At 69.4% G+C, this 20,046-nt stretch carries 21 protein-coding genes; 13 read left to right on the top strand and 8 right to left on the bottom strand.

The window, feature by feature from the left end:
* Positions 1-108: 108 nt before the first annotated feature.
* The gene (locus tag A8M77_RS22870; RefSeq protein WP_086923809.1) at positions 109-948 is read right to left on the bottom strand and encodes a hypothetical protein; all 840 of its coding nucleotides are present in this window, start codon (positions 946-948) and stop codon (positions 109-111) included.
* 105 nt (positions 949-1,053) lie between these two features.
* Here A8M77_RS22870 and A8M77_RS22875 point away from each other — a divergent pair, with 105 nt between their 5' ends.
* The 4 genes from A8M77_RS22875 to A8M77_RS22890 all read left to right on the top strand — a co-directional run bounded on the left by A8M77_RS22875 (position 1,054) and on the right by A8M77_RS22890 (position 5,001).
* Positions 1,054-1,797: a FadR/GntR family transcriptional regulator gene (locus tag A8M77_RS22875; protein ID WP_158100973.1), complete on the top strand. Its 744-nt coding sequence runs from the start codon at positions 1,054-1,056 to the stop codon at positions 1,795-1,797.
* Positions 1,798-1,909: 112 nt separating this feature from the next.
* A complete protein-coding gene (locus A8M77_RS22880) occupies positions 1,910-3,142 on the top strand; it encodes an amidohydrolase family protein (protein WP_086923811.1) in 1,233 nt (410 codons plus the stop codon).
* 7 nt (positions 3,143-3,149) lie between these two features.
* A complete protein-coding gene (locus A8M77_RS22885) occupies positions 3,150-3,551 on the top strand; it encodes a cupin domain-containing protein (protein WP_086923812.1) in 402 nt (133 codons plus the stop codon).
* 4 nt (positions 3,552-3,555) lie between these two features.
* A complete protein-coding gene (locus A8M77_RS22890; protein ID WP_238136929.1) occupies positions 3,556-5,001 on the top strand; it encodes an FAD-dependent oxidoreductase in 1,446 nt (481 codons plus the stop codon).
* 1 nt (position 5,002) lies between these two features.
* Here A8M77_RS22890 and A8M77_RS22895 read toward each other — a convergent pair whose 3' ends face one another.
* From A8M77_RS22895 to A8M77_RS22910, 4 genes are read right to left on the bottom strand one after another with little or no spacing between them, the layout of a single operon-like run.
* Complete coding sequence (locus tag A8M77_RS22895; RefSeq protein WP_238136930.1) at positions 5,003-5,761, bottom strand: FadR/GntR family transcriptional regulator; 759 nt, start codon at positions 5,759-5,761, stop codon at positions 5,003-5,005.
* Positions 5,762-5,779: 18 nt separating this feature from the next.
* Positions 5,780-6,106, bottom strand: a complete 327-nt coding sequence (locus tag A8M77_RS22900) for an NIPSNAP family protein (RefSeq protein ID WP_086923814.1) — start codon at positions 6,104-6,106, stop codon at positions 5,780-5,782.
* Positions 6,107-6,124: 18 nt separating this feature from the next.
* Complete coding sequence (locus A8M77_RS22905) at positions 6,125-6,547, bottom strand: Zn-ribbon domain-containing OB-fold protein (RefSeq protein ID WP_086923815.1); 423 nt, start codon at positions 6,545-6,547, stop codon at positions 6,125-6,127.
* Positions 6,544-7,737 carry a thiolase family protein gene (locus A8M77_RS22910; RefSeq protein ID WP_086923816.1) on the bottom strand — a complete coding sequence of 398 codons (1,194 nt, stop codon included), beginning with the start codon at positions 7,735-7,737 and terminating at the stop codon, positions 6,544-6,546. The genes A8M77_RS22905 and A8M77_RS22910 overlap by 4 nt, the downstream gene beginning before the upstream one ends.
* Before the next feature lie 77 nt (positions 7,738-7,814).
* Between A8M77_RS22910 and A8M77_RS22915 the strand changes: the two genes are divergently transcribed.
* Genes A8M77_RS22915 through A8M77_RS22930 form a run of 4 tightly spaced genes read left to right on the top strand, consistent with a single transcriptional unit; the run spans position 7,815 to position 11,303 of the window.
* Entirely contained in the window at positions 7,815-8,774 is a 960-nt protein-coding gene (locus tag A8M77_RS22915; protein ID WP_158100974.1) for a flavin reductase, read from the top strand.
* Positions 8,771-10,534: an FAD-dependent oxidoreductase gene (locus A8M77_RS22920; protein WP_086923818.1), complete on the top strand. Its 1,764-nt coding sequence runs from the start codon at positions 8,771-8,773 to the stop codon at positions 10,532-10,534. The genes A8M77_RS22915 and A8M77_RS22920 overlap by 4 nt, the downstream gene beginning before the upstream one ends.
* Complete coding sequence (locus tag A8M77_RS22925; RefSeq protein ID WP_086923819.1) at positions 10,518-10,853, top strand: NIPSNAP family protein; 336 nt, start codon at positions 10,518-10,520, stop codon at positions 10,851-10,853. Before A8M77_RS22920 ends, A8M77_RS22925 begins: the two co-directional genes overlap by 17 nt.
* A gap of 60 nt (positions 10,854-10,913) precedes the next feature.
* Entirely contained in the window at positions 10,914-11,303 is a 390-nt protein-coding gene (locus A8M77_RS22930; protein WP_086923820.1) for a nuclear transport factor 2 family protein, read from the top strand.
* A 585-nt stretch (positions 11,304-11,888) separates the two neighbouring features.
* On the opposite strand, the gene A8M77_RS22935 is transcribed toward A8M77_RS22930, so the two are convergent.
* Positions 11,889-12,677: an IclR family transcriptional regulator gene (locus A8M77_RS22935; protein ID WP_086923821.1), complete on the bottom strand. Its 789-nt coding sequence runs from the start codon at positions 12,675-12,677 to the stop codon at positions 11,889-11,891.
* Positions 12,678-12,804: 127 nt separating this feature from the next.
* On the opposite strand from A8M77_RS22935, the gene A8M77_RS22940 reads away from it, so the two are divergent.
* Genes A8M77_RS22940 through A8M77_RS22960 form a run of 5 tightly spaced genes read left to right on the top strand, consistent with a single transcriptional unit; the run spans position 12,805 to position 17,385 of the window.
* On the top strand, positions 12,805-13,506 hold the full coding sequence (locus tag A8M77_RS22940) for a 3-oxoacid CoA-transferase subunit A (RefSeq protein WP_086923822.1): 702 nt from the start codon (positions 12,805-12,807) through the stop codon (positions 13,504-13,506).
* Positions 13,507-13,508: 2 nt separating this feature from the next.
* Positions 13,509-14,153, top strand: coding sequence for a 3-oxoacid CoA-transferase subunit B (locus A8M77_RS22945; protein ID WP_192871659.1), 645 nt, complete (start codon positions 13,509-13,511; stop codon positions 14,151-14,153).
* Between the two features lie 25 nt (positions 14,154-14,178).
* Positions 14,179-15,384 (top strand): 3-oxoadipyl-CoA thiolase, encoded by a 1,206-nt coding sequence (gene pcaF / locus A8M77_RS22950; RefSeq protein ID WP_086923824.1) that lies wholly within the window; start codon positions 14,179-14,181, stop codon positions 15,382-15,384.
* Positions 15,384-16,358: a Bug family tripartite tricarboxylate transporter substrate binding protein gene (locus A8M77_RS22955; protein WP_086923825.1), complete on the top strand. Its 975-nt coding sequence runs from the start codon at positions 15,384-15,386 to the stop codon at positions 16,356-16,358. Before pcaF ends, A8M77_RS22955 begins: the two co-directional genes overlap by 1 nt.
* A 25-nt stretch (positions 16,359-16,383) precedes the next feature.
* Positions 16,384-17,385 (top strand): Bug family tripartite tricarboxylate transporter substrate binding protein, encoded by a 1,002-nt coding sequence (locus tag A8M77_RS22960; RefSeq protein WP_086923826.1) that lies wholly within the window; start codon positions 16,384-16,386, stop codon positions 17,383-17,385.
* Positions 17,386-17,397: 12 nt separating this feature from the next.
* On the opposite strand, the gene A8M77_RS22965 is transcribed toward A8M77_RS22960, so the two are convergent.
* The gene (locus tag A8M77_RS22965) at positions 17,398-18,333 is read right to left on the bottom strand and encodes an ornithine cyclodeaminase family protein (RefSeq protein WP_086923827.1); all 936 of its coding nucleotides are present in this window, start codon (positions 18,331-18,333) and stop codon (positions 17,398-17,400) included.
* A gap of 13 nt (positions 18,334-18,346) precedes the next feature.
* Positions 18,347-19,948, bottom strand: coding sequence for an RNA repair transcriptional activator RtcR (gene rtcR, locus A8M77_RS22970; protein ID WP_086923828.1), 1,602 nt, complete (start codon positions 19,946-19,948; stop codon positions 18,347-18,349).
* Positions 19,949-20,046: the final 98 nt, after the last annotated feature.

Below are 20,046 nucleotides of genomic sequence, written 5' to 3' on the forward strand. Positions count from 1 at the left end.
GCAGGTCAGTCGGGGAACACCGCGGAACCGGCTTTGCCGGGCCGCTGGTGTTGCCCCCCGGAAGGGGGGTGGCGGACCACACGAAGTGGGGAAGCCTGGGGGAGAACTTCATTCCAGCAGCAGCAGGGCGGCCTCGCGGGCGGACTGGCCCACGCGCACGCCCTTGCCTCGGGCGATGCGGTTGGCGGCGCTGATCACGCCGTCGAAATAGGTGCTCTGGCCGTCGCCCATCCGCGCGCTGAGCGCACTCACGCTGGCGCCGGCGATGCCGTCGGGCTCCACCGCCTCGAGCGCGCTCAGGCCGCTGCCGTTCTTGCCGCCGCCGCCGTCGGAGCAGATGAAGGCCCAGGGCCGGAACTCGCGGAAGTAGCCGATCACGCTGCGGCCGGTGTGGCCCGCCGTGCACAGCACGTTGCGCTCGCGGTCCTCGGGCAGGGCGTAGGCAATGGAATCGGTGCAGACGATGCTGCGGCCGCTGCCGGCGGTGTGGACCACGAGGCGGCGCACGGGGTCGAAGGCGGCCGGCCGCTTCTCGCCCGTCAGCATGCAGCGCGCGGCCTCGCGCACCGGCATGCCGGGGGCGATGCCCAGCGCCTGCGCGGCGTCGTTCACGCGGCTGACGATGCCGTTGTCGTACAGGTCCGCGCCGTGGCCCATCTCGGCGGTCATCACGTCGGCCGCGGCGGCGGGCACGCCGAGCGCCTCGTAGTACCAGAGGCCGGCGATGCCCGCGCCGTCCTTGCCGATCGCGCAGTCCAGCCCGATGACGGCCTGCGGCCGGGCCCGCATCACCATGCGGGCGCAGAGCACGCCGCTGTACGAGGCGTTGACCAACACGCCACCGACGGTGTCGGGTGCGTGGGCGACATAGTCCTCCACGTAGGTCGCGGAATCGAAGACCAACACGCGGCCGGCTGGTGTGCCGTGGATCTGGGGTGGGTTGTCCATCGAGATAGTGTAATGGTCAGTCCATTGCAAGTCTATGCGGTTGGGCAGTCCGACCGTTGGTGGCCTTGGGCTATCCTCGGTCAACGCAACTACATCGGCAAAGCGATGCAACCCACTCCGCAGCTGTCCTTCCAGGAGGTCAAGACGCGTCGCGTCTTCGAGGAGATCTGCGAGCAGATCCGCAAGCGCCTGGCCTCCGGCGCGCTCAAGCCCGGCGACAAGCTGCCGGCCGAGCGCGACCTGGCGGTGGAGTTCAGGGTCAGCCGGCCGGCGGTGCGCGAGGCGCTGCGGACGCTGGAGATCTCCGGCGTCGTCTCCCTGCAGAAGGGCGTGAAGGGCGGCGCCTTCATCCGCGACGGCAACCCGGCGCTGCTCACCCAGTCGCTGCAGGACCTGATGTTCCTGGGCCGCGTGTCGCTGGCCGGCCTGGCCGAGGCGCGGCGCCTGATCAACGGCATGGTGATCGAGCTGGCCTGCGAGCGGGCGACGGAGGAGGACTTCGCCGCCATCGAGCAGAACATCGCCGAGATCGAGAAGAGCGAGGACCTGCCGCAGCGCGCCGACGAGGGCGTTCGCTTCTTCGGCCTGATCGCCCGCGCCACCCGCAACGAGGTGCTGGCGATGCTGGTGGATTCGCTCTCGGACATCATCCGCTACGTGATCGACCAGACCGGCCGCAAGGCCCGACCGGAGCTGGTGCCGGTGCGCCGCCGCATCCTGAAGGCGCTGCGCGCGCGCGATGCGAAGGCGGCCGCCAAGGGCATGGACGATTACCTGACGATCGTCCAGGAGGGCATGGACGCAGTGCCCGCCGCGGTGCCGGCGCCGGCCCGCAAGACATCCCGCTGAATCCCGCCCGCCTCCCGGCCAGGGGTTGACAGGTGTTCCTTGCAGTTTAGAATGGTCAAACCATTCAAATTCACGTGGTTCAACCCTCCATTCCCCACCGAGGACCCCTGTCATGACCGAGATCGTCGTCAACGAAGCCAACCAATGGCGCCTGAACACCCCCGGCTCCGCCGGCTGGGAGCAGTCGCCGCAGCCCGGCGCCGCCAACAAGTACCTGATGATCTCGTCGGACACGCATGCCAACGAGCCGGGCAACCTGTGGGCCGAGCGCATCGACGCCAAGTACCGCGACCGGCTGCCCAAGGTGTGGATCGACGAGAAGGGCGTGCAGTGGCGCAAGATGGAAGCGTCCGAGCAGCCGGACCGCCTGATCCTGGCCAAGCTGGAGGGCGAGGACCTGGCCCGCTCCAAGGCCGGCGCCACGGCCTCCGAGCGCGGCCCGAGCGTCGAGCAGCGGCTGAAGGACCTGGAGCTGGACGGCATCGACGGCGAGATCATCTTCCCCGGCAAGGGCCTGGGCATGTGGTACACGTTCGACCCCGATTTCGCTCACGCGCAGATCGAGGTCTACAACACCTGGGCCTGGGAGAACTTCGGCCCCCACGTGGAGCGCCTGTCGCCCGCCGCTGCGTTGGCCACCGGCAACATCGAGGCGACGCTCAAGGAGATCGACCGCTGCCTGAAGCTGGGCTTCCGCCACTTCACGCTGCCGTGCAAGCCGCTGTTCGGCCCGCCCAAGACCAACGAGCTCAACTACAACAAGGTGGAGTTCGACCCGATGTGGGCGCGCTTCGTCGAGGCCGGCGTGCCCGCCACCTTCCACGTCTCCACCGGCAAGGACCCGCGCACCACGCGCGGCAACGGCGGCGCGGTGGTGAACTACGTGGTGCATTCGCTGTCGCCCACGCTGGAGCCGTTGGTGAACATCTGCGCCGCCGGCGTGGCCGAGCGCTTCCCCGAGCTGCGCTTCGGCAGCGTGGAGGCCGGCATCGGCTGGGTGCCATGGATGCTGGACGCGATGGACGAGGCCTACCTCAAGCACCACTTCTGGGTCCGGCCCAAGCTGAAGATGCTGCCGTCGGACTACTTCAAGGCGCGCGGCTTCGCGACCTTCGGCGAGGACCGCGCCGGCCTCGGCCTGATGGAGGAGCACGGCCTGCAGGACAACTTCATGTGGGCCAACGACTACCCGCACCACGAGGGCACCTGGCCGCACTCGGCGCAGGCCATCGAGCGGCAGATGGGCCACCTGAGCGAGGTGTCGCGCCGCAAGGTGCTGGGCGAGAACGCCGCGCGCGTGTTCGGCTTCAAGGAAGTCGCCGCCAAGTACGGCTACCGGTTCTGATGGGGCGATGACGGCGTTCACGCCCTTCCACCCCCGGCACGACGGGCTGGGGGCGGACGCATCCCGCTACGTGGACGTGGCGAGCCTCCCCTGGAAGCCCACGCCCACGCCGGGCATCGAGATGAAGGTGCTGATGCAGGACGACGCCACCGGCCTGCTGACGGCGCTGTTCCGCTGGCAGCCCGGCACGCAGCTGCCGCTGCACGAGCACGTGGAGGTGGAGCAGACCTACGTGCTCGAAGGCAGCATCGTCGACGACGAGGGCGAGGTGCGCGAGGGCGATTTCGTCTGGCGGCCCAAGGGCAACCGGCACCTGGCGCGCTCGCCCCATGGCGCGCTGGTGCTCTCGTTCTTCCTCAAGCCCAACAGGTTCCTCGAAGGGGAGCATGCGGGCCAGGAACTCAAGTGAGCGCGTGAACGCGGCCGACGTGGTAGTGGTGGGCGGCGGCGCCTCCGGGCTCGCCGCCGCCATCGAGGCCGCGGCCGCTGGCGCCAGCGTGCTGGTGCTGGAGAAGAACCCGGTCCCCGGCGGCAGCAGCCGGTTGTCCGTCGGCTCCATCAACGCGGCCGGCTCCCGGCTGCAGCAGCGCGCCGGCATCGTCGACACGCCCGACGAGCACTTCGAGGACATGGACCACTTCATGGGGCCGTTCGCGTCGCAGGAGAATCGCGCGCTGCGCCGCCTCCTCGTCGACAACGCGGCCGACACGCTGCACTGGCTGATGTCGCTGGGGCTGAGCTTCTACGGCCCGACCGCCGATCCGCCGCATCGCCATCCGCGCATGCACAACGTGCTGCCGAACTCGCGGGCCTATCCCTACTACCTGTCGAAGGCGGCGAAGCGGCGCGGTGCCCGGGTCGTGTGCGGTGCGGAGGTGCTCGAGCTGCTGCGCGCCGACGACGGCGGCGTGTGCGGCGTCGCGGCCCTGGTCGGCGGCGAGCGCGTGGAGATCGCCGCGCGCCGCGGCGTGATCCTGTGCGCGGGCGACTACAGCAACGGTGCCGCCCTGAAGGCGCGCTTCCGTCCGGAGCTGGCGGCCATCCAGGGCGTCAACCCGACGGCGACGGGCGACGGCCACCGGCTGGCCGAGGCGATCGGCGCGCGCATCGTCAACGGGGAGGTGGTCTATGGCCCCGGCCTGCGCTTCGGCGCGCCGCCGAAGCCGAGCCTGGTGCAGCGATTGCCGCCTTCATGGGCGCTGGGCCAGCTGATGGCCGCCGCGCTCGCGACGCTGCCGCCCGCGCTGTTCCGCCCCTTCGTGATGTCCTTCATGACCGCCTCCCTCGGGCCGGAGGCGGCCCTGCTGAAGAGCGGCGCGGTGCTGGTCAACCGCGACGGCCAGCGCTTCGTGGACGAGCAGCAGGCCCCCGGCCTGGCGATCGCCTCGCAGCCGGGCGGCCAGGCCTGGCTGGTGTTCGACGATGCGCTGGCGCGCCGGTTCTCGGCGCCGCCGCACCACGTGTCGACGGCGCCCGGCGTGGCCTTCGCCTACCTGCCGGACTACCGGCGGCATCGCAGGGACCTGTACCGCACCGGGGCCACGCCGGCAGAACTGGCCATTGCGATGGGCCTGCCGGACGGTGCGCTCGCGCGTACGTTGCAGGAATGCCGGTGGCAGTCACCGCTGCATGCACTCGGTCCGCTGGAGGCCCGCATCGTCATCACCGATGGTGGTCTCGCGGTCAACACCTCGCACCAGGTTCTGCGCGAGGACGACAGCGTGATCCCCCGGCTCTATGCGGCGGGATCGGTCGGGCAGGGCGGTGTGCTGCTGGCCGGCAACGGCCATCACATCTGCTGGGCGGTGACGTCGGGAAGGCGGGCCGGCCGGTTCGCTGCGGCTGCGGCAGCGGCGTGAATCACTGCTTGCGCGAGTTCCACAGTTCCATGTAGTTCGCCTGCAGGCGCTGCAGGAACTTGCTCATCTCCGCGACGGCCGCATCGGCGTCGCGCGCGCGCAGGTGCTTGAGCAGGCGCCGGCGCGAGGGCAGGGTGTAGGCGTTGTCGCTGGGGCCGATGGCCTTGACGAACTCGCGCATCACTTCCATCACGCCTTCCATCGTGATCTGGACGATGGGGTTGCGGGTGGCCGCCGCCAGCAGGTTGTGGAACTCGCGGTGCAGATCCGCGCGCTCCTGGAAGTTGCCGGCCTTGTCGGCCTTGGTGGCCGCCGCGACGTTGGCCTCGAGGGCGGCCAGGTCTTCCTCCGTCATGCGCTCGCACGCCGCGCGCACCACCATCTCGCTCAGCCAGACGCGGGCCTCGGTCAGGTGCTCGGGCCGGATGGCGCCGAGGTGGTAGAGGTCGCGCAGGCCGTTGACCACCACGCCGGAGCTGCCGGGCAGCACGAAGGCGCCGCCGGCCGCGCCCTTGCGCAGCTCGATCATGCCGCTCAGCTCGAGGGCGCGCAGCGCCTCGCGCAGGGTGTTGCGGCTGACCTTGAACTTGGCGGAGAGATCGCGCTCGGCGGGGAGGCGATCGCCGGGCTTGAGCCGGCCGGTGGCCACGAGATCGCGGATCTGCGCCGCGATCTCCTCGAACGCGCGCGAGGGCGCGATGGGCTCGAACCCGAGGGCGGATTCGGAGGCTTCTTTCGGGCGGAAGTCGGCGTGGATCACGGCGCGGATTCTAGCCCCTCACTTCAGCGAGAAAGGTGCCGCGAGGAGCAGTTCGTTGGCGATCCTGGCCACCACCGGGCCGTCCTTCTCGGACTCGGTCACGGCCTTCAGCCAATCGGGGTCGGCGCGGAAGGCGGCCCAGGCGCGATCGCGTTGCTCGTGCGATTCCCACTGCAGGACGTACTTGAGCTGCAGGTTGTCCTCGCCGACGCCGATGGTGAGGAGCGGCGTGATGCGACGGATGCCGTGCTTCTCGAACAGCGCGAAGGTGGCCGTCTCGAAGCGCTTGAGCACGATGGGCAGCTTGCCGGGCATGCAGGTGTAGGTGCGGAATTCGTAGAACATGATGAAGATCTCCTTGGCTCAAAGCGGGCGCGAGGCGAGCAGGGGCCCGTCCTCGTACTGCAGCACGACGAGCTCGACTGGCATGCCGCACTGGAACGGTTGGCCCTCGCGCTCGACGAGGCGGGTGGCGATGCGCAGGCCGATGTCCAGGTCGACCACGCACACGGCATAGGGCGCCTCGTCGACGAAGACCTTGGGCGCGGCATGGATGCGGGTCCACGAATACAGGGTGCCGCGCTGGCCCAGCTCCTTCCACTGCATGCGCGGCGACCAGCAATGCGGGCACACGGGCTTGGGCGGGAAGGTGAACTTGCCGCAGGCCTCGCAGCAGGTGCTCTGCCAGCGGCCGTCGCGCAGGCCCTCCCAGAAGGTCTGCGTGAAGGCCGACACGCGCGGCGGATAGGCGCGCGTGCGTGCCACGGGGATCATGTCGAGCGTCATCGTTGGGCCTCCAGCACGTGGACGAGGGCGGCGTTGTAGTTGCCGAGCTCGCCGGTGGTCAGTCCCAGGCGCGCATCCGCGACCTGGCGCTCGCCGGCGCGGCCGCGCAGCTGGTCGGCCATCTCGCAGTAGTTGTAGAGCGAGGTGACGTACGCGGGATGGCCGCGCGAGGTCAGTCCGCCGGAGGTGGAGATGGGGATCTGTCCGCCGAGCTTCGTGCGCCCCTCGGCCGCGGCCGGGGCGCCTTCCCCGCGGCCGAAGAAGCCGACCGCCTCGCTCACCAGCACCTCCACGACGGTGCAGGGCGCATAGAACTCGGCCACGTCGATGTCCCTGGACGCGATGCCGGCCTGCCGGTAGGCGGTGGCGGCGGCCTCCCTGGCGGCGATCAGCTCGGTCATGTCGTTGGGCACCTCGTTGATCTGGTGCGATCCGTCGTGGCAGAAGCCGCGGCCGCGCACCAGAGCATAGGGGCGGCCGAGCGACTTCGCGACCTCTTCCGAGGCCAGCACCAGGCAGGCGGCGCCGTCGCTGCGGCCCGGCACGTCGTACAGGCCCAGCGGCTCCACGATCTGCCTCTGGTCCAGCACCTCCGGCAGCGTGATCGGCTTGCGGTACTGCGCGAGCGGGTTCATCGAGGCATGCCAGCGGTTCTTGACCGCGACTGCGCCGAACTGCTCGCGCGTGGCGCCGTACTCGTGCATGTAGCGCATGGCGTCCATGGCATACCAGCTGATCGGGATGAAGCCGCTGGAGGCATGGAAGTCCACGTCGCCCGTGGTGCGCATGCTGCTCATCGCATGCTCGGAGGCGGGCGTGGCCGCCTCCATGTTGATGCCCAGCGCCAGCGCGACGTTGGTGCGCCCGAGCAGGATCTCGTCGCAGGCCCGGTCGAAGCAGACCGCGGCGGTCATGCCGTTGCCCATCACCTCCAGCACGCTGCCGGTGCATTGCAGGCGCAGGTGGCTGACCAGGAAGGTGGAGAAGTACTTCTGCAGCGTGTAGGGCCGTGGCAGCGTCAGCACCAGGCTGCCGATGTCCTTCTTCTCGACGCCGGCGTCCGCGACCGCCTCGACCACCAGCTTCGTCATGATCTCCTGCTCCAGCACCTGCAGCGGTTCTTCCGCCTTGGTCTGGTGGCGGCCGACCGGGATCGCGCTGGTGCCGATGATGGCAACTCGACGAGTCATTGGGTGGGTCCCCTTTGGTTGAAATGGCAGGCCAGTATATCTATAATGGTCAAACCATTCAACGTTTGGAGCCGCCCGTGACGATCCCGCCCCCCTCGCCCGCCGAGCCGCCCACCGCCTTCGACATGCGGGCCTTCCGCAATGCGCTGGGCAGCTTTCCGACCGGCGTGGCCATCATCACGACCACTGGCGCGGACGGGAAGCCGATCGGCCTCACCTGCAACTCCTTCAGCTCGGTGTCGCTGGAGCCGCCGCTGGTGTCCTGGGGGCTGCGGCTGGCCAGCAAGAGCCTGGAGGCCTTCCGGCAGGCCGACGCCTTCGCCATCAACATCCTGGCCGAAGACCAGAAGGAGCTGTCGGCGCGCTTCGCCAGCGGCGCCATCGCCGACAAGTTCGAGGGCGTGCCCTGGACGGCGGGCCATCGCGGGCTGCCGGTGATCGCCGGCAGCGTGGCCACCTTCGAATGCGACAAGTTCGCCGAGCACCTGGCGGGCGACCACGTGCTCTTCCTCGGCCAGGTGGCGCGCTTCGACCATGGGCGGCAGGAGGCCTCGCTGGTGTTCTACAAGGGCGCCTACATGATGCTGACCCAGTCGCTGCGCGAGCTCGCGGCCAGCGGCAAGCTCGATTCGGTCCATCTGGACCAGGCACGCCGCCTGATCAACTGCATGCTGCTGCGCCTGGCCTGCCAGAACGGTTCGCCGGAGGACTTCGACGCCATCGAGCGCAACATCGCCGAGATCGAGAACTACAGCGATGCGGCGCACCGCGCCGAGGCCAGCATCGAGTTCTTCCGCCTGGTCACCCTGGCGGCGCACAACGAGGTGCTGGTGGTCGTGGCCGAGACGCTCACCACCCTGCTGCGTCACGTGCTGCAGACCGACGCCACGTTGCGCGCCCGGCCCGAGCTGGTGCCGGTGCGCAGGAAGATCCTCGCGCACATGCGCGAGCGCGATCCCGATGCGGCGGAAGCCGAGATGAGCCATTACTTCGACCAGCTCCGCCGCGGCGCGGCGGCGCGGGAGGTCCACGCATGACCACGAGCAGCATCCCTACCATCGAATGCGACGTGCTGGTCGTCGGGTCCGGCGCCGGCGGGCTGTCCACGGCCGTCACCGCCAGGAAGCACGGGCTGGACGTCATCGTCGTCGAGAAGGAGCCGGTGTTCGGCGGCACCACCGCCTTCTCCGGCGGCGTGCTGTGGATCCCGCTGTCGCCGCACGCAAGGAAGGCGGGCCACGCGGACTCGCGCGAGGCGGTCATCCGCTACATGAAGGCCGAGACGGGGCGATGGTACGACGGCCCGGCGGTAGAGGCCTTCATCGACAAGGGGCCGGAGATGGTGGAGTTCTTCGAGCGCGAGACCGAGGTGCGCTTCGTTCCCACGCTCTATCCGGACTATCACCCCGACGTCGACGGCGGCGTCGACATCGGCCGCTCGATCCTCACCGCGCCCTATGACATCCGCGCGCTGGGGCCGGACATGGCACGCCTGCGCCAGCCGCTCGTGACCATCACCTTCATCGGGATGATGTTCAACTCCGCCAATGCGGACCTGAAGCACTTCTTCCGCTTCACCAAGTCCTTCACCTCGTTCAAGTACGTGGTGAAGCGCCTGCTCAACCATGTGAAGGAACTGGCGCTCTATCGCCGCGGCATCAACGTGACGAGCGGCAATGCGCTGGCGGCGCGGCTGGCGAAGTCGGCGCTGGACCTGAAGATCCCGATCCGCACGAGCACGCCGGCGCAGGAGCTGATCGTGGACAACGGCCGCGTGGCCGGTGCACTGGTGAAGGGGCCGGAAGGCCTGCAGCGCATCCTCGCGCGCAAGGGCGTGGTGCTGGCCGGCGGCGGCTTCTCGCATGACCGCGAGCGCATCGCGCAGGCTTATCCGCACCTGCGTGCGGGCGGCGAGCATTTCTCGCCCGTGCCGAAGGGCAACACCGGCGATGGCGCGCGCATGGCCGAGAAGGTGGGCGGCCGCGTCGAGATCCGCTTCAGCTCGCCGGCGGCCTGGATGCCCACCTCCAAGGTGCCGCTCGGCAAGGGCGAGTACGGCGCCTTCCCGCATCTGCTGGACCGCTACAAGCCCGGCATCATCGGCGTGCTGAAGAACGGCCAGCGCTTCACCAACGAGTCGAATTCGTACCACGACGTGGGCGCGGCGATGGTTGCGGCGGGGCAGGGCGCCGACACCGGCATGTGGCTTGTGTGCGACCAGGCCACGATCGGCAAGTACGGGCTGGGCCATGCCAAGCCGGCGCCGATGCCGCTCGGGCCCTACGTGCGCAACGGCTACCTCGTCAAGGGCGCGACGCTGCGCGAACTGGCGCAGAAGGCGGGCATCGACCCGGCCGGGCTGGAGCGGACCGTGCGCGAGTACAACGAGGGCGCCGTCCAGGGCGAGGACCGCCAGTTCGGCCGCGGCACGACCTCCTTCAACCGCTACCTGGCCGACCCGGACAACAAGCCCAACCCCTGCGTCGCGCCGATCGGCAACGGCCCCTACTACGCGCTGCGCATCGTGATGGGTGACCTGGGCACCTTCGACGGCATCGGCACCGACGTGGTGGGCCGCGTGCTCGATGCAGAGCGGCGGCCGATCGAGGGCCTGTATGCCGTGGGCAACGACCGCGCCAGCGTGATGGGCGGCAACTACCCCGGTGCCGGCATCACGCTGGGGCCGATCCTGACCTTCGGCTACATCACCGGCCGCCACCTGGCTGGCCTGGAGCCGTCGCTTTCTTCCGCCAATGTCCCCACCCCCACGAGGCAAGCCGATGCCGTTCCCGCCTAAGGCCCTGGTCGACCACCGCATCTACACCATCCGGCTGCGCAAGATGCCGGAGTTCCTGGACGTGTTCAACCGCCTGGCGCTGCCGATCCTGATGGAGACCCTGGGCACGCCGCTGGGCTTCTACGTGAGCCACGTCGGTCCGCTCAACCAGTTCGTGCACCTGTGGGGCTACGACGACCTGGCCGACTACGAGCGGCGCTGCCAGTTGCGTGATGCGCACCCGGACTTTCCGGCTTACTTCAAGGCGTCGGAGCACCTGATCACTGCGCAGGAGACGCGGCTGATCAAGGCGGTGCCGATGCCGGGCTGGAAGTCCTGAGCGGGCGGGCTTGGCGGATCCGGGGGTGGCGACCACAATGCCGTCACCGGAGATTTCGCCATGACCCAAGACACGCTCGCCACCTGGCACGAACTGGTCCGCACCCGCAATACGCGCGGGCTGGATGCGCTGCTCGCGGACCAGGTCGTCTTCCATTCGCCGGTGGTGCACACGCCGCAGTCCGGCAAGGCGGTGACGACGCAGTACCTGTCGGCCGCCTTCCACGTCTTCTTCAATCCGTCCTTCCGCTACGTGCGGGAGGTTGCCGGGCCGCGCGATGCGGTGCTGGAGTTCCAGGTGGAGATCGACGGGATTTCGGTCAACGGCGTCGACATGATCCGCTGGGACGAGGCGGGGCGGATCGTTGACTTCAAGGTGATGATTCGGCCGCTCAAGGCGATCAACCTGATTCATCAGAAGATGGCGGCGATGTTGCAGGCTCAACAGTAGGTTCTGTGCGCTGCAAAGGCGCCTGCGGGTGTGCCGGCGGCGCTTCACTGTGGCGGTCGGCGCTTCGCGCCGACTCCCCTGCGGTGCTCGCGCAGCCGGCCCGCCGCAGAACTCGCTACGCGCCCTGCGGGCGCTGCGCTCAAACAGCTGCGGCAAGTCAGATCACGAAGCACGCCTGTCCTTCGGCAGGCGTGCGGCCGGCTGCACTCCGCTCCTCGGCGCCACAGAGGCGCGCCGCCGGCACACCCGCAGGCGCCTTCGCGATTTAAGTGCTGCGCCGGTGTCCGCCCCTAACAAACGTCCCCCGCCGGTTCCTCCGCGGGAGGTGGTCTGCGGACCGGGCGATTTCTGGGGCGGCGAGGAGCGCAGCCTGAGGGCGGGCATGCCTGCCGAAGGACAGGCGTGCTTCGTTGACTGACTTGCCGCAGCTGTCTGAGCGCAGCGCCCCGCAGGGGCGCGTAGCGAGTTCTGCGGCACCGCCCTCAGGCGAGCACCGCAGCGGAGTCGGCGCGAAGCGACGACCGCCCCAGTATGAGCCCGGGCCGCAGACCGCCTCCCGCGGCGCGCGCAGCCTCATCGCGGGCATCAGAGCAACCGGGAAATCTCGTCCGCAGCTGCCACCAGGGGTGGCAGCATCGTCTCCTGCATCACCTTGGCACTCGTCCGGTTGGCCTGCCCGCTGATGTTGAGCGCCGCCACCATGCGCCCGCTGCGGTCCACGATGGGCGCTGCAATCGAGATCAGGCCTTCTTCCAACTCCTGGTTCACCAGGCACCAGCGCTGGCGTCGCGCCTGCTGCACCTTGGCCACCAGCGCGTCGATGTCGGTCAGCGTATGGCGGGTCAAGGCCTCGATGCCGGATGCTTCCAGCCGCTCGCGTAGCGATGGCTCGTCCAGTTCCGACAACAACAGGCGGCCCATCGAGGTGCACCAGGCCGGCAGGCGCGAGCCCACACCCAGGCTGATGCGCATGATCTTGTGGGTGGACACGCGCAGCACGTAGACGATGTCGGTGCCGTCCAGCACCGCCGCCGAGCAGGACTCCTGCACCTGCTGCACCAGCGTTTCCATCACCGGCTCCGCGCGGTTCCAGATGGGCATCGACGACAGATACGCGAAGCCCAGGTCGAGGATGCGCGGCGTCAGCGCGAAGAGCTTGCCGTCGGAGGCCACGTAGCCCAGGGCCTGCAGCGTCAGCAGGATGCGGCGCGCGCCGGCACGCGTGAGGCCGGTGGCGGCCGCGACGTCGCTCAGGGTCTGGCGGGGCGCCTTCTCGCTGAAGGAGCGGATGACCTGCAGCCCGCGCGCGAAGGATTGCACGTAGCTGTCGCCGGGCGTGGGCGGGGCGGGCTGATTTTCCTGGAGGGTTGCCATGTCGGTCGATCTTGCCTAAAATTCATTATACGAACACATGTTCGTCATACGAACAGTTTGCAAGCATTGTGATCCCAGCCTGAAGCCGAGGCCTTCGGCTTTTCCCTCACCCCGGAGACAAGATTTCATGATCGACAAGATCGCGCGTTCGGTCGCCGATGCCATGGCCGGCATCCAGGACGGCGCCACGGTACTCATCGGCGGCTTCGGCACCGCCGGCATTCCCAACGAGCTCATCGACGGCCTGATCGAGCAGGGCGCCAAGGACCTCACGGTCGTCAACAACAACGCCGGCAACGGCGACACCGGACTGGCCGCGCTGCTCAAGGCGGGCCGCGTGCGCAAGATCATCTGCAGCTTCCCGCGCCAGGCCGACAGCTACGTGTTCGACGAGCTCTACCGCACCGGCAAGCTCGAGCTCGAGCTGGTGCCGCAGGGCAATCTGGCCGAGCGCATCCGCGCCGCCGGCGCCGGTGTCGGCGCCTTCTTCTGTCCGACCGGCTTCGGCACGCAACTGGCCGGCGAGCGCGAGACGCGCGAGATCGACGGCAAGCAGTACGTGCTGGAGTACCCCATCCGCGGCGACGTGGCGCTGATCAAGGCCGAAAGCGGCGACCGTTGGGGCAACCTGACCTATCGCAAGGCGGCGCGCAACTTCGGCCCGGTGATGGCCATGGCCTCCGACCGCACCATCGCCACCGTGCATGAGATCGTCGAACTCGGCGCGATGGACCCCGAGACCATCGTGACCCCCGGCATCTTCGTCAAGAACATCGTCAAGATCGACCGTGTGGCGACCCAAGCCGGCGGCTTCAAGAAGGCAGCATGACCATGAGCAACTACCAACGCCGCACCAAGGACCAGCTGGCCGCCCGCGTCGCCCAGGACATCTTCGACGGTGCCGTCGTCAACCTGGGCATCGGTCAGCCCACGCTGGTGGCCAACCACCTGCCGGCCGGCCGCGAGGTCATCCTGCACAGCGAGAACGGCATCCTCGGCATGGGCGCGGCCCCCGCCGCGGGCCAGGAGGACTACGACCTCATCAACGCCGGCAAGCAGCCCGTCACGCTGCTGCCGGGCGGTGCCTACTTCCACCATGCCGACAGCTTCGCGATGATGCGCGGCGGCCACCTGGACATCTGCGTGCTGGGCGCCTTCCAGGTCTCGGCCACCGGCGACCTGGCGAACTGGAGCACCGGCGAGGAAGGGGCCATTCCCGCCGTCGGCGGCGCCATGGACCTGGCCATCGGTGCCAAGCAGACCTGGGTGATGATGGACTTGCTCACCAAGAAGGGCGAGAGCAAGATCGTCGCGCAGTGCACCTACCCGCTGACCGGCATCGGTTGCGTGAAGCGCGTGTATTCCGACCTGGCCACCATCGAATGCACGCCCTCGGGCCTGAAGCTCATCGACAAGGTCGAGGGCCTCGAGCATGCCGAGCTCGAGAAGCTGGTGGGCCTGCCCATCGCCGCTTGAACATTCCATTTCCAGAGAGACAGCCATGACGAACCAAGCCTTCATCTGCGACGCCGTTCGCACCCCCTTCGGCCGCTACGGCGGCGCCCTCTCCAGTGTGCGCGCGGACGACCTCGGCGCGGTGCCGCTCAAGGCCCTCATGGAGCGCAACAAGGAGGTCGACTGGCAGGCCGTGACCGACGTGCTCTACGGCTGCGCCAACCAGGCCGGCGAGGACAACCGCAACGTCGCCCGCATGTCGGCCCTGCTGGCCGGCCTTCCGCTCGAGTTGGGCGGTGGCACCATCAACCGCCTGTGCGGCTCGGGCCTCGATGCCGTGGGCAGCGCGGCGCGCGCCATCAAGGCCGGTGAGGCCGGCCTCATGATCGCCGGCGGCGTGGAAAGCATGAGCCGCGCCCCCTTCGTCATGCCCAAGGCCGAGAGCGCCTTCAGCCGCGGCAACGCGGTCTACGACACCACCATCGGCTGGCGCTTCGTCAACAAGCTGATGAAGGCGCAGTACGGCGTCGACTCCATGCCCGAGACCGCCGAGAACGTGGCCACCGACTACAAGATCGAGCGCGAGGCGCAGGACCGCATGGCGCTGGCTTCGCAGCAGCGCGCGGTGGCGGCGCAGAAGTCCGGCTTCTTCGACAGCGAGATCGTGCCGGTGCACGTGCCGCAGAAGAAGGGCGACGCGATCGTCGTGAACAAGGACGAGCACCCGCGCGACACCAGCCTCGAGGCGCTGGCCAAGCTCAAGGGCGTGGTGCGCCCCGACGGCACTGTGACCGCCGGCAACGCCAGCGGCGTGAACGACGGGGCCTGCGCGCTGCTCCTGGCCGACGAAGCCAGCGCGGCGAAGTACGGCCTGACGCCGCGCGCCCGCGTGGTCGGCATGGCCACCGCCGGCGTGCCGCCGCGCGTGATGGGCATCGGCCCGGCGCCGGCCACCGAGAAGGTGCTGAAGCTCACCGGCCTCACGCTCGACCAGCTCGACGTGATCGAGCTCAACGAGGCCTTCGCCGCGCAGGGCCTTGCGGTGCTGCGCCTCTTGGGCCTGAAGGACGACGACGCCCGCGTCAACATCAACGGCGGCGCGATCGCGCTGGGCCACCCGCTGGGCGCCAGCGGCGCGCGGCTGGCGACCACCGCGGTCAACCAGCTGCACAAGGGCGGCGGCCGCTACGCGCTGTGCACCATGTGCATCGGCGTGGGGCAGGGCATCGCCGTCATCCTGGAAAAGGTCTGATGGACCTCGCCCGCCGCGGGCTGCTGCTGGGCGCACTGGCAGCAGCCGGCTTGCCTGTGCGCGCGCAGTCCGACGCCAGGCCGATCCGCATCGTCGTGCCCTTCGCCCCGGGCGGGGGCAACGACGTGTTCGCGCGCCAGATGGCCAAGAGCCTGGGCGAGCTGCGCCGGCAGGCGGTGATCGTGGAGAACAAGCCCGGCGCCGGCGGCAACCTGGGCAGCGAGCAGGTGGTGCGCAGCGCGCCCGACGGCAGCACGCTGCTGCTGGGCCATACCGGCACCGTATCGATCAACCCGGCGCTCTACAAGGGCCTGAAGTTCGACGCCCGCAAGGACCTGCAGCCGGTGGCGATGTTCGCCTCCTCGGCGCTGGTGCTGGTGGTGCCGGCCTCCTCGAAAGTGCGCACGGTGGCCGAACTGGTCGCCGAGGCGAAGACGCAGCCGGGCAAGCTGGACTTCGCCTCCAGCGGCAGCGGCACCGGCGGCCATCTGACCGGCGAGCTGTTCGAGCAGCGCACCGGCACGAAGATCAACCACATCCCCTACAAGGGCACCAACCCCGCGCTCACCGACCTGGCGGGCGGGCAGGTGCACCTGATGTTCAGCGTGATCCCGCCGGCGCTGGCGCTGGTCAAGGGCGGCAAGCTGCGCGCGCTCGCCGTCACCGGCGCCAAGCGGCTGCCCTCGCTGCCCGAGGTGCCGACGCTCGCCGAGTCCGGCGTGCGTGCGCTCGCGAACTTCGAGAGCACGCTCACCTACGGCATCCTCGCGCCGCGCGGCACGCCCGAGCCCTTCGTGAAGGAGCTCGCGGCGCAGATGCTGCAGGTGGCGGCGAGTGCCGAGTTCCAGTCCCGTCTGGACGTCGAGGGCGCGGTGCCGCTGCTCGGCGGTCCGGCCGAGTACGCGGCGCTGATCGCGAAGGAAAACGCCAAGTGGGCCGAGATCGTGAAGGTCTCGGGCGCCACCGTCGAATGAGAATTTTCAACACCGGAGACGCTTCATGTCCCTCAAGTCCCTGATGTCGCGCCGCAGCCTGACGGCGCTGGCCCTCGCCCTGGCTGCCGGCGGCCTGCTGCCCGCCACCGCGAGCGCGCAATCCTCCTTCCCGAGCAAGCCGGTGCGCATCATCACGCCCTTCCCGGTGGGCGGCGGCCCCGACGGCGTCGCGCGCCTGGTGGCCGACAAGCTCTCACGCGCCTGGGGCCAGCCGGTGGTGGTGGAGAACCGCCCGGGCGGCAACGGCTTCATCGCCATCGACGCGTGGAAGCGCGGCGCCAAGGACGGGCACGACCTCCTGATCCTCGACAACGTGCACCTCGCGGCCTATCCGGCCCTGTTCAAGAAGCTGCCGTACGACCCGGCCAAGGACTTCGACGCGCTGCTGCCGCTGTTCAAGACCTACTTCTTCTTCACGGTGCCGAGCGACAGCAAGTACAAGACCGTGGGCGACCTGGTCGCCGACGCCAAGGCCAACCCGGGCAAGCTCAACTACGGCTCCTGGTCGGTGGGCAACCCGGTGCACCTGGGCTCGGAACTCTTCGAGTCGGCCACGGGCACGCAGATGGAGCACGTGATCTACAAGGAGACCACGCAGCTCTACACCTCGGTGTCCACCGGTGAGCTGGCCTTCGCGCTGGGCACCAGCGCCACCGCCGGGCCGCTGTACCGCGCCGGCAAGCTGAAGTTCCTGGCGGCTGCGGCGCCGCAGCGCGTCGCGGCCTTCCCGGACGTGCCGACTGTGGGCGAGTCGGGCGGGCCGAAGGGCTTCGAGGTGATCGGCTGGAACGCGATCGCCGTGCCGCAGGGCCTGCCGGCGGCGGTGACGGACAAGATCAAGCGCGACGTCGAGAAGGGCCTGGCCGAGGCCGACGTGCAGGAGAAGTTCAAGAGCTTCGGCTACGAGCCCTTCCCGACCACGCGCGATCAATTCGCGCAGTTCGTGCAGAGCGAGACCAAGCGCTTCGGCGACGTGATCCGGAAGGCGAACGTCTCGCTGGACTGAGCCGCTGAGCGGCTACGGTTGCGCGGCCCGCCACACCAGCGTGGCGGCCGCGAGGTCCTCCAGGGCGCTGCCGACGGCCTTGAACACGGTGCGTTCGGTGGCGTTCGCCCGTCCGCCGTGCCGGCTCCGGCACAGGTCGGAGAGCGTGGCCTGCACCGCATCGCGCGCGAGCGTGCCGGCCGCGATCGCGTCGAGCAGGTCGCCGGCCTTCGTCAGGGCTTCCTCGGTGTCGACGAAGGTGCTTGCACCGGCGAAGCAGGCCGGGTCGGCCTCGCGCATCTGCGGGGTGAAACTGCCGATCAGGTCCAGGTGCGAGCCGGGCGCCAGCCATTCCCCCTTCACCAGTGGCGCGGTGGCGAGCGTCGCGCAGCTCACCACGTCCGCCTCGCGCACCGCGGCCTCCAGGTCGGTCGCGGCCTGCGCGTTCCAGCCCTCGTTGCGCCATTGCGCGGCCAGTGCCTCGGCGCCTTCGGGGCGATGGTTCCAGACCTGAACCTGGTCGATCTCCCGCACGCTCGCGTGCGCGGCCGGCAGCAGGCGCGCAACGCGGCCGGTGCCCAGCACCAGCAGCCGGCGCGCGTCCTGCCGCGCGAGGAAGGCAGCGCCCAGCGCCGAGGCGGCCGCGGTGCGGTGCGCGGTGATCTCGTTGCCGTCCATCATCGCCAGCGGCACGCCGGTGTGGGCGTCGTAGAGCACGTAGGTGGCATGCAGCCCGGGAAGCCCGCGCGCCCCGTTGCCGGGAAAGATATTGATGGTCTTGATGCCGAGGTAGCCGGCCTCGCTCCAGGCCGGCATGATCAGCACGGTGCCGCGGTCCGTGCCGGCCTCGACCGTGTGCACGTGGCGCGGCGGTACCTGGGTGTCCTCCGCGAAAGCGGCGCGCAACGCGGGGACCAGTCGGTCGAAGGCCAGGGCGCGGCGGGTGGCGTCGGCGTCGAACTGTTTCATGGCGGGACGGCTTTCAATCGGGTGACAGCTGGCTCCATTGGAGCCCGTGTTTCGCGAGGTACTTGCGCAGGCGGTCGGCATCGTTGACCACCGTGCGCTCCGTGCGCGAGGCCTGGAACAGCCGGCGCCCGGCCTCCGAGAGCGTGCGGGCGCCGCGGCATACGCGCACCACCGCTTCGAGCTGCAGGCGATCGAACAAGTCCAGCGCGGCCGTGCGCTCCGGGCCCAGCAGGGCATCGAGGTCGATCGCGTCCTGCGCGGCGGCCGGTGTGCTGCGCTTCCAGAGCCAGCGCAGCCGCGCGATCTCGGCCTCCACCAGCGGCGTGGCGATGCGTCCGCCGTCGGCCAGCGTGGCCAGGCGCGTCACGCTGGCGGCGAGGTCGCGGAAGTTGCCGCTCCAGTTCGCTTCGGCGCTCTGCGCGAAACGCAGGTAGGCGGCGCGTGCCTCGGCGTTGAAGCGCACCACGCGGCGGTTCTCTGCGGCGTGGAGGGCCAGCAGGTGATCAACATTGGGCTCGATGTCCTCGGGCCGCTGCGCGAGGCCCGGCAGGTCGTAGGTCCAGAGGTTGATGCGCGCGAAGAGGTCCTCGCGGAAGCGGCCCGCAGCCACCTCGCTGCGCAGGTCGCGGTTGGTGCCGGCGATGAGCTGGAAATCGCTCTCCGTCTCCCGGTCGGCGCCAACGGGGAAGAAGCGCTTCTCCTCGATGGCCTTGAGCAGCATCGCCTGTTCGTCCAGGCCGAGCTCGCCGATCTCGTCGAGGAAGAGCACGCCCTGGTGGGCGGTGCGCAGCAGGCCGGCGCGGTCGCTCGCGGCGCCGGTGAACGCACCCTTGCGATGCCCGAAGAGGGTGGAGGCCGCGCCGTCGCCGCGCAGGGTGGCGCAGTTCACCTCGACGAAGGCACCGCTCATCTGGTGGCGAGACTGCTTGAGTTCGAACATGCGCCGCGCCAGGAAGGATTTGCCGGCACCCGTGGGGCCGACGAGCAGGATGGGCGCGCGCGAGCGCACGGCCACGCGCTCGATCTCTTCGATGAGCGCGTTGAAGCGCGGGTTGCGGGTGGCGATCCCGCTCTTGAGAAAGGCGACCGCGTCGCGCTGCTCGGCGTCGAAGCGGCGCGCGATCGCGTCGTAGCGCGAGAGGTCGAGGTCGATCAGCACGCACTGGCCGGGATCGCCCTCGCGCTGGCGCCGGGGCGGCGCGGTCTGCGCGAGCACGCCGGGAATCACGCGCGACTCCGACAGCAGGAACATGCAGATCTGCGCCACGTGCGTGCCGGTCGTGATGTGGGCCCAGTACTGCTCCTGCTCGGTGTCGAAGGGGTAGGCGCGCGCCCAGTCGTAGAGGCGCGTGTAGACCTCGCCGAAATCCCAGGGGTCCTCGAGCGCGAGCGGCACGAGGTGGACGGTGGTCTCGGGCGAGACGGTGGCGATGTCGGCCTGGATGCGCTCGGCCAGGGCCTTGTGCCGCAGCGTGTAGAGCAGCTCCATGCGCGCGACCACCATGTCCTCGTGCTGCGCGAGCGAGACGGTGGGGCGCCACTTTTCCCAGCGGCCGGCGCCCTGGCCGGCATCGAGCTGGGTGCCGAGGAAGCCGATGACGACGATGGGCTTCATTTTGGATAAATAGCTAGCTCTAATTCTAGTATTGATCAGCATTGAACAAACGCACTTCCCAGGTCGTGCAACAAAAAAACCTTTGCCATCAAGGACTT

Origin of the sequence: Variovorax sp. JS1663, assembly GCF_002157355.1 — a bacterium.
Taxonomy (GTDB): Bacteria; Pseudomonadota; Gammaproteobacteria; order Burkholderiales; family Burkholderiaceae_C; genus Variovorax.